Genomic DNA, 9,272 nt, shown 5'->3' with positions numbered 1-9,272 from the left:
GGCGGCCACCGAGGAGTCCAGGGTCTTCAGGAACGGCACGATGCCGCCCGAGAGCCCGTTGGTGCCGCGGATCAGCGAACCGCGCGAGCGGATGCGGGAGTAGGCGATGCCGATGCCGCCGGCGTGCTTGGACAGGCGGGCGACCTGGTGGTAGCGCTCGTAGATCGAGTCCAGCTCGTCCCTGGGGGAGTCCAGCAGATAGCAGGACGACATCTGGGGGTGCCGGGTGCCGGAGTTGAACAGCGTGGGGGAGGAGGGCAGGTAGTCGAGGCGGCTCATCAGCCCGTACAGCGCCGCGACCTCGTCGAGGGAGCGCACGCTGTCGTCCTCGGCCAGGCCGCTCGCCACCCGCAGCAGGAAGTACTGGGGCGTCTCGATCACCTTGCGGCTGACCGGGTGCCGCAGCAGATAGCGGCTGTACAGGGTGCGCAGGCCGAAGTAGCCGAAGCGGTCGTCGGCGGCCGGGTCGACCAGGGCGTCCAGCCGCTCGCCGTGCACGCGGACGAACGCGGCGGTCCGGTCGGCGATCAGGCCCTCGCGATGGCCGACGGCGATGGAGCCGGTGAACGACGTGACGCCCTGGGAGGCGGCCTCGGCACGGATGCCGAGGGTCAGCAGCCGGGCGGCCAGCCGCGAGTAGGCGGGGTCCTCGGCGATGAGCCCGGCGGCCGCCTCCGTGGCCAGCTCCCGCAGCTCGGCCTCGTCGGCGTGCGCCGACCGGCCGCGCAGCGCGGCGGCGGCGACCCGGCCGGCGTCGGCGTCGGGAAGGTCGGCGGTCAACTCGGTCAGGGTCCGCAGCAGGGCGGCGCCGGGACTGTCGGGCTCCGGGGCCGTGGCTGAGGCCGGGTCGGCTGACGCGATGGTCACGTGGGATCTCCCTCGCTCGGCACGGGCCTCGTCGAGGGCAGGGCAGCACACGAGCGCACACGGCGCCGCGTCCACCGGCCCACCCCACGAGGCCTGGACGTCGGGGCACCCGGACCGGGCGGCCGGGTGCACTGTCGGCAGGTACTCGGACTGACGCACGCATGTACACGGCCATACGGGCACACGCGTGCGAATACACCGTTGCGGGACAGTTCCGGATTCGCACCGGATTCCCCTGCGGCGACAGCGAGCATGAGCATACATGTTGTGCCGGGACGGGGAGACACCCCCAGATGTTGTGCTGAGTGGGTGTCAGAATGCCGATGCGGCGTTGGTCCGGCACCGGCTCGGCACCGGCTCGGCGCCGGCGTGACGGCCGGCCCGGAGGCTGTCCGGAGCCGGCCCGGTGTCGGTCCGACGCCGTGTCAGTCCAGCGTCAGCGCGTAGGTGAGCAGAGTGATGTCGTCGATGTGCGGCAGGGGCTTCCAGTCGCGTTCAGGAGTGCGGACGAAGCCCAGACGTTCGTGGATCCGGTGGGCGGAGCGCATGGTGCTCTGGGTGGACAGCACCACGCGGACGCAGCCGTCCATGGCCCGTGCCCGGTCCAGACAGGCCCGTACGAGCGCCTCGCCGACACCCCGGCGGCGGGCCGCGTGCGCGACCGCGAGCATCCGTATCTCGGCCTCGCCCGGGCCGGAGATCTCGGCCAGGGGACCTCCGGCGGGCACGAAGGTCACACCACCGAGCACCTTGTCGTCGTCCGCCACGGCCACCAGCACCTCGGCGGCTGCCGCCCGCTTGGCCACGTCCCGCAGCTCGTGGAGGTAGGCGTCGCTCTCCCCGAAGTCGAGGAGCCCGTCCTGGAGATAGGCCTGGGCGGTGATCTCCCCGAGGGTGTCGTACTCGCCGGGGTCCACCGGCCGGATCGTGAAGTCCATGGGCGTGAGTGTGCCGCAGGGGTGTGACAACGAGCCGCCGGCTTTTCCCGGTGGTCTTTCCCCGGAGGGCCTTTCCCTCGGCGGGCCGCCGGTTCCCCGCGCCGGCCCGCGGCCGGGCGCGCGAGGGGAGGGGACGCCGCCCGCCCGCCGGTCGCCGCGGGGTGCGTGTGCGGGGCGGGAGCGCCTCCGCCCCGCGGCAGGAGCCCTATTCCTGCGGCCGCTTGAGCCGGGCCACGAACTTGTAGCGGTCCCCGCGGTACACCGACCGCACCCACTCCACCGGCCGGCCCTCCCGGTCCAGCGAGTGCCGGGAGAGCAGCAGCATCGGCAGGCCCACGTCGGTGCCGAGCAGGCCCGCCTCGCGCGGGGTGGCCAGCGCGGTCTCGATGGTCTCCTCGGCCTCGGCGAGGTGGACGTCGTAGACCTCGGCGAGGGCGGTGTAGAGGGAGGTGTACTTCGTCAGGCTGCGGCGCAGCGCCGGGAAGCGCTTGGCCGACAGATGCGTGGTCTCGATGGCCATGGGCTCGCCGTTGGCCATGCGCAGCCGCTCGATGCGCAGGACGCGTCCGCCGGTGGCGATGTCCAGCAGGTTCGCGAGCCGGTCGTCGGCGGTGATGTAGCCGATGTCGAGGAGCTGCGAGGTCGGCTCCAGGCCCTGGGCGCGCATGTCCTCGGTGTAGGAGGTGAGTTGCAGGACCTGGGAGACCTTCGGTTTGGCGACGAAGGTGCCCTTGCCCTGGATGCGCTCCAGCCGGCCCTCGACGACCAGTTCCTGCAGGGCCTGGCGCACGGTGGTGCGCGAGGTGTCGAACTCGGCCGCCAGCGTCCGCTCGGGCGGGACCGGCGTACCGGGCGCCTGGGTCTCCGTCATGTCGAGCAGGTGCTTCTTCAGGCGGTAGTACTTGGGCACACGCGCGGTACGGACGGTCGTCCCACCCTCGTTCTCCGCACTGCTGACGTCGGTGCTCATGCTCTGCCTTCCCGGCTCCTGTGCCGAAGCGACCGACATCCCATCGGCCACGGCTCACATCGTGGCACGGCTCGGTGCGTGGTGGTCACCCGCACGCTCCGTGATCTTCTCTGTATACCGCCGTGACCGCTGTTGGTCTAGTCCATCCTCCGGTGCGGGCCCGGTGGTCCACGGCGGCGGACGGGCCGCGGACGGGAGACGGCCGCCGGTGGTCCAGGGGAACGAGGGCGTCCGTCCGGACCGGCCGGGCAATGAAAGGTCCCTGCATATCGCGGTCCCATAACGGGCTTCTCGTGCCCGCCTGCGCACCCTTGACAGCCCTATTGGTCTAAGCCAAGCTCCCCCTACTGGTCTACACCATTGGTCCAGGACCCGGCCCCACGGGCGGTGATGCGCCGACGCTCGTATGTCGCTCAACCGCGGGAAGGCAGGGGGGTTTGTGGCATCCCTGAGGAGGATGGCGTGAAGCGCAAGCTGATTGCCGCGATCGGTATCGCGGGCATGATGGTCTCCATCGCGGCGTGCGGCGGCGACAACGGCGACGGGGGAGGCAAGGCCAAGGACGGCTACGCCGGCCAGACGCTCACGGTGTGGGTGATGGACGGCTCCTCCCCGGACAAGTGGCAGAAGGACGTCGCCGCGGCCTTCGAGGCCAAGACCAAGGCGAAGGTCAAGTTCGAGATCCAGCAGTGGAACGGCATCCAGCAGAAGCTGACCACGGCCCTGTCCGAGGAGAACCCGCCGGACGTCTTCGAGATCGGCAACACCCAGACGCCGGCCTACGCCAAGACCGGCGGCCTCGCCGACCTCGCGGACCTGAAGGCCTCCATCGGCGCCGACTGGACCGAGTCCCTCAACAAGTCCGCCGTCTACGAGGGCAAGCAGTACGCGGCACCCTGGTACTTCGCCAACCGTGTCGTCCTCTACAACAAGAAGATCTGGGCCGAGGCCGGCATCAAGGACGTCCCCAGGACCCGCGACGAGTTCTACGACGCTCTCAAGCGGATCGGTGAGAAGACCGACGCCGAGCCGATCTACCTGCCCGGCCAGAACTGGTACCACTTCGTCGGCCTGGTGATCGGCGAGGGCGGCGAACTGGTGAGGAAGGAAGGCGACAAGTACGTCTCCAACCTCGACGACCCCAAGGTCGCCGCCGCCATGGAGACCTACAAGAAGTTCCAGGCCCTCTCCAAGGCCCCCAAGGACAAGGACGAGGCCACCCCGCAGCAGGGCGAGGTCTTCGCCAAGGGCAAGGTCGGCGCGATCATCGGCATGGGCTGGGAGGCCGGCATCGCCGTCAAGGCCAACCCGAAGCTGGAGAAGGACATCGGCTACTTCACCATCCCGGGCGCCACGGCCGACAAGCCCGAGGGCGTCTTCCTCGGCGGCTCCAACCTCGCCGTCGCCGCGGGCAGCAAGAAGCAGGAGCTCGCCAAGGAGTTCCTGAAGATCGCCCTGTCCGACGAGTTCGAGGGCCGGCTGGCCGAGGAGAACGGCGTCATCCCGAACAAGGAGTCGCTGCAGAGCCACCTCAAGGGCAACCCCGCCGCCGAGGCCGCCGCCCCGGCCGCCGCGGGAGGCGGCACCACGCCGCTGATCCCGGAGTGGGCCGCGGTGGAGAACGAGCCGAACCCGATCAAGGCCTACATGACCGCCGTGCTGAACGGAAAGTCCCCGGCCGAGGCCGCCAAGCAGGTCGAGGGCGAGTTCAACAAGCGCCTGGCGCAGAAGCAGTAGCACCCACCCGGACGAGCCGGGGCGGGCCGTCGTACGCCGGCCCGCCCCGGCGCCCGTGTGCGGCCGACGTACACAGGCCGAGAAGAGAGATCGCGAGCATGACCGTGCAGATCGAACGGCCGCCCTCCGGGACGGCGGACGTCCGCAAGGGGGACGGCGCAGGCCCCGGCGGGCCCGGACCGCGCACCGCGTCGCGGGCCGGAGCACTCGCCCCGTACCTGTTGCTGCTGCCCGCCTGCGTGGCCACCGTGCTGCTGCTCGGCTGGCCGCTGCTGAAGGACTTCCTGCTGTCGTTCCAGAACCTCAACATGACGCAGCTGATCCAGCACGTCACCGAGTGGAACGGCATCGACAACTACAAGGAGGCCCTCACCAGCGAGGACTTCTGGCGGGTCACCCTCCGCTCGATCCTGTTCACGGCGGTCAACGTCGCCCTGATCATGGTCCTGGGGACACTGGTCGGCCTGCTGCTCGCCCGCCTCGGCAGGCGGATGCGGGTCACCCTGATGATCGGCCTGGTCCTGGCCTGGGCGATGCCCGTGATCGCGGCGACCACCGTCTACCAGTGGCTGTTCGCCCAGCGCTTCGGCGTGGTCAACTGGGTGCTGGACAGGCTCGGCTGGCACGCGATGGCCGACTACAGCTGGACCAGCAGCCAGATGTCGACGTTCTTCGTCATCGTCGTGCTGATCGTGTGGCAGTCCATCCCGTTCGTCGCGATCAACCTGTACGCGGCGACCACCACCATCCCCGCCGAGCTGTACGAGGCCGCGGCCCTCGACGGCGCCGGCGCCTGGCGGAGCTTCACCACGGTCACCCTGCCGTTCCTGCGGCCGTTCCTCTACGCCACGACCTTCCTGGAGATCATCTGGGTCTTCAAGGCGTTCGTGCAGGTCTTCGCCATCAACGGCGGCGGCCCGGACCGGCTCACCGAGATCCTGCCCGTCTACGCCTACGTCGAGGGCGTCGGCAACCAGCACTACGGCATGGGCGCGGCGATCGCCGTCCTGACCATCCTGATCCTGCTCGGTCTGACCGCCCACTACCTCAGGATCGTGCTCAAGCAAGAGGAGGACGAGCTGTGAAGCGCTCGCTCTTCGGCCGTCTGTGGCCCAATGTCACGGCCGTCGTCCTGTTCGCCGGCTTCGTCTTCCCCGTGTACTGGATGTTCGCCACGGCCTTCAAGCCGACCGGCGACATCATCGCCGAGGACCCGGTCTGGTTCCCGGTCGACATCACCTTCGAGCACTTCAGGACCGCGACCGGCGTCGACCACTTCTGGACGTACGTCCGCAACTCGCTGACCGTCACCGTCCTGGCCGTCGCCTTCTCGCTGGTCATCGCGCTGGCCGGCTCCTTCGCCCTGGCCCGGATGCGGTTCAGGGGGCGGCGCGGCTTCGTCGTCGGCTTCATGCTGGCCCAGATGGCGCCCTGGGAAGTCATGATCATCGCGATCTACATGATCGTGCGGGACGCGTCGATGCTGAACAGCCTGGTGCCGCTGACGCTCTTCTACACGATGATGATCCTGCCCTTCACCCTTCTGACGCTGCGCGGCTTCGTCGCCGCCGTGCCGAGGGAGCTGGAGGAGGCGGCCATGGTCGACGGCTGCTCCCGTGTGCAGGCCTTCCGCCGGGTCATCCTGCCGCTGCTCGCCCCCGGTCTGATGGCCACCTCGCTGTTCGGCTTCATCACCGCCTGGAACGAGTTCGCCCTCGTCCTGGTGCTGAACAAGGAGGCCGAGGCCAAGACGCTGCCGCTGTGGCTGTCCGGCTTCCAGACCCAGTTCGGCGACGACTGGGGCGCGACCATGGCGGCCTCCTCCCTGTTCGCCCTCCCGGTCCTGCTCCTCTTCGTCTTCCTGCAGCGCAGGGCCGTCAGCGGCCTGACGGCCGGCGCCGTGAAGGGATGACGCCCTCCGATGACGACACTCGCCAGCGGCACCGACTCCCTCACCCGCGACGCGCTGACCGTCCTCCAGCCCGGCTTCACCGGGACCACGGCCCCCGACTGGCTGCTGCGCCGCCTGAGCGAGGGGCTGGCCTCGGTCGGCCTGTTCGGCCGCAACATCACCTCGCCCGAGCAACTGGCCGCACTGACCGCACGGTTGCGCCAGGAACGGGACGACGTCCTGGTCGCCGTCGACGAGGAGGGCGGCGACGTCACCCGTCTGGAGGTGCACACCGGCTCCAGCTTCCCCGGCAACCACGCGCTCGGCGCGGTGGACGACGTGGAGCTGACCCGGAACGTGGCCCTGGAACTGGGGCGGCGGCTCGCACAGTGCGGCGTCAACCTCGACTGGGCACCGTCCGCCGACGTCAACTCCAACCCCGGCAACCCGGTCATCGGGGTCCGCTCCTTCGGCGCCGACCCCGAGCTGGTCGCCCGGCACACCGCCGCCTATGTGACCGGACTGCAGTCCGCGGGGGTCGCCGCCTGCACCAAGCACTTCCCCGGGCACGGGGACACCGCGGTCGACTCCCACCACGCGCTGCCGCGCATCGACGTGGACCACCGGGTGCTCCGGGAACGCGACCTCGCGCCGTTCCGCGCGGCGATCGACGCGGGCACCAAGGCCGTGATGAGCGCGCACATCCTGGTCCCCGCGCTGGACCCGGACCGCCCGGCCACCCTGTCCCGCCGGATCCTGACCGATCTGCTGCGCGGCGAACTGGGCTACGACGGCCTGATCGTCACCGACGGCATGGAGATGCGGGCCATCGCCGGCACCTACGGCATCGAGCGGGGCAGCGTGCTCGCCATCGCGGCCGGTGCCGACGCGATCTGCGTGGGCGGCGGCCTGGCGGACGACGAGACGGTACGGCGGCTCAGGGACGCCCTCGTCGGTGCCGTCCGCGCCGGCGAGCTGCCCGAGGAGCGGCTGGCGGACGCGGCCGCACGGGTGCGCGCGCTCGCCCGCTGGGCGGCGTCCGCGCCCTCGTGTGCGGCCGGCCCCGCCGACGAGGAGATCGGGCTGCGGGCGGCCCGGCGCGCGCTGCGGATCACCGGCGGCGAGACCTTCACCCCGCTCACCGAGCCGCCCTACGTCGCCGCCCTCACCCCGGCCGCCAACATCGCGGTCGGCGACGAGACCCCCTGGGGCGTGGCCGCCGAACTCGCCCGTCTCCTGCCGGGCACGCGGACGGGCAGCTTCTCCGGGGAGGACGCGGGCCGTGCGGCCCTGGAGGCGGCCGGGGACCGGCGTGTGGTCGCCGTCGTCCGCGACGAGCACCGCCACCCGTGGATGTCCTCCGCCCTCGACACCCTCCTCGCCGCCCGCCCCGACACGATCGTCGTGGAGATGGGCGTCCCCCAGGCCGCCCCCCGGGCCCTGCTCCACATCGCCACCCATGGCGCGGCGCGTGTCTGCGGCCGGGCGGCGGCGGAGGTCATCGCGGGGGTGTGAGGCCGTCACGGGGGCAGGGAGGACCTTCCTTCCCGCCCCCGTCCTTCGGCGTTCGCCGGCGTCCTTCCGCGGCTTCTTCCCCGGTTCGGCGCCCGGCGCCGTCCGGTCCGCCGTCCGGCACGGAAGGTGCCGGCCCCCCGTCCGGGGCGGCCGGCACCTCCCGTGTGCGCGTGCGGGGTCAGAGGCCCTGCCAGGCCGGCTTGTTGGCGTAGACGTGACGGAAGTAGTCGGCGTGCTTCAGCTTGGAGGCGGCGGCCTCGTCGACGACGACCGTGGCGTGCCGGTGGAGCTGCAGGGCCGAGGCCGGGCAGACGGCCGCGACCGGCCCCTCGACGGCCGCCGCGACCGCCTCGGCCTTGCTCTCGCCCGTGGCCATCAGCACCACGTGCCGCGCGTCGAGGATCGTGCCGATGCCCTGGGTGATGACATGGGTCGGCACCTGTGCGATGTCGCCGCCGAAGAAGCGCGCGTTGTCCTTGCGGGTCTGCTCGGTCAGCGTCTTGATCCGGGTGCGCGAGGACAGCGAGGAGCACGGCTCGTTGAACGCGATGTGCCCGTCCGTGCCGATCCCGAGCAGCTGGAGGTCCACACCGCCGGCCTCGGCGAGCGTCCTCTCGTAGGCCTCGGCCTCCGCCTGCACGTCCTCCGCGGCGCCGTCGGGCCCCAGGAAGGAGTCCGTCCCGAGGCCGAGGGGCTCCAGCACCTGGCGCCGCAGGACCTCGCGGTACGACTCCGGGTGCCCCGCGGGCAGCCCCACGTACTCGTCGAGCTGGGCGATCCGCGCCCGTGAGACGTCCACGGCGCCGGAGCGCACCTTGGCCGCCAGAGCCTCGTACACGGGCAGCGGCGTCGAACCCGTGGCCACACCGAGCACGGCCTGGGGCTTGCGGCGGAGCAGTTGTGCCATGGCCTCCGCGACGAGCTCGCCGCCTGCTCGGGCATCCGGAACGATGACAACTTCCACGCTGGGCCTGCCGATCTGAGGAGAACCGAAGGATCTGGAGGAACTGACTGGAGGAATCCGAGGGGTCCGGAGAAGAGGACGACGGGACCCGTTGCCGGGGGTCGGCACGTATCTGGTTTAGACCAATCTACCCTACGTTCAATCTAACAGAGCCGTGCGTGCGGAGCCGTGTGCACAGCGCCGTGCCTCTCGGGCCGGGGCGGGTGCGCGACCGGTGCGCGACGGTGTGCGCCCCGAGGAAACCGGGGCGCTGGGGGCGCACACGGAAAATGCCCCGGCCACCCGGTCCCATTGCCGGGCCGGGCGGGCTAGGTGTTCTGTCCACGGAGGTTGGTGACAGCGATCACTGACGTGTGATCTTGAAATGGGTGAGGGCCCTCTGGCTCGGTG

General features: G+C 71.0%; 8 protein-coding genes and 1 riboswitch. Of the genes, 4 read left to right on the top strand and 4 right to left on the bottom strand.

The window, feature by feature from the left end; genetic code table 11:
* The 3 genes from CCN35_RS14215 to CCN35_RS14205 all read right to left on the bottom strand — a co-directional run.
* Positions 1–867: ribonucleotide reductase N-terminal alpha domain-containing protein (locus CCN35_RS14215; protein WP_281254799.1), on the bottom strand; the 867-nt coding region annotated here is incomplete at its 3' end.
* A 131-nt stretch (positions 868–998) separates the two neighbouring features.
* A riboswitch (adenosylcobalamin-variant (AdoCbl-variant) riboswitch) is annotated at positions 999–1,114 on the bottom strand.
* Positions 1,115–1,292: 178 nt separating this feature from the next.
* On the bottom strand, positions 1,293–1,805 hold the full coding sequence (locus CCN35_RS14210) for a GNAT family N-acetyltransferase (protein ID WP_086792928.1): 513 nt from the start codon (positions 1,803–1,805) through the stop codon (positions 1,293–1,295).
* 205 nt (positions 1,806–2,010) lie between these two features.
* Positions 2,011–2,775, bottom strand: coding sequence for a GntR family transcriptional regulator (locus CCN35_RS14205; protein ID WP_067391542.1), 765 nt, complete (start codon positions 2,773–2,775; stop codon positions 2,011–2,013).
* 462 nt (positions 2,776–3,237) lie between these two features.
* Here CCN35_RS14205 and CCN35_RS14200 point away from each other — a divergent pair, with 462 nt between their 5' ends.
* The 4 genes from CCN35_RS14200 to CCN35_RS14185 all read left to right on the top strand — a co-directional run bounded on the left by CCN35_RS14200 (position 3,238) and on the right by CCN35_RS14185 (position 7,918).
* On the top strand, positions 3,238–4,512 hold the full coding sequence (locus tag CCN35_RS14200) for an extracellular solute-binding protein (RefSeq protein WP_086792926.1): 1,275 nt from the start codon (positions 3,238–3,240) through the stop codon (positions 4,510–4,512).
* A 98-nt stretch (positions 4,513–4,610) separates the two neighbouring features.
* On the top strand, positions 4,611–5,597 hold the full coding sequence (locus tag CCN35_RS14195; RefSeq protein WP_067391536.1) for a carbohydrate ABC transporter permease: 987 nt from the start codon (positions 4,611–4,613) through the stop codon (positions 5,595–5,597).
* On the top strand, positions 5,594–6,424 hold the full coding sequence (locus CCN35_RS14190) for a carbohydrate ABC transporter permease (RefSeq protein WP_067391533.1): 831 nt from the start codon (positions 5,594–5,596) through the stop codon (positions 6,422–6,424). The genes CCN35_RS14195 and CCN35_RS14190 overlap by 4 nt, the downstream gene beginning before the upstream one ends.
* Positions 6,425–6,433: 9 nt before the next feature.
* Positions 6,434–7,918 carry a glycoside hydrolase family 3 protein gene (locus CCN35_RS14185; protein ID WP_067391530.1) on the top strand — a complete coding sequence of 495 codons (1,485 nt, stop codon included), beginning with the start codon at positions 6,434–6,436 and terminating at the stop codon, positions 7,916–7,918.
* Positions 7,919–8,096: 178 nt separating this feature from the next.
* On the opposite strand, the gene nagB is transcribed toward CCN35_RS14185, so the two are convergent.
* Positions 8,097–8,882: a glucosamine-6-phosphate deaminase gene (gene nagB / locus CCN35_RS14180; protein WP_067391527.1), complete on the bottom strand. Its 786-nt coding sequence runs from the start codon at positions 8,880–8,882 to the stop codon at positions 8,097–8,099.
* Between the last annotated feature and the right edge of the window lie 390 nt (positions 8,883–9,272).

The sequence above is a fragment of the Streptomyces thermovulgaris genome, assembly GCF_002155915.1.
Lineage (GTDB): Bacteria > Actinomycetota > Actinomycetes > Streptomycetales > Streptomycetaceae > Streptomyces > Streptomyces thermovulgaris.
The sequence above is the reverse complement of the archived record's forward strand: the minus strand, read 5'-3'. Positions and strand labels throughout refer to the sequence as shown.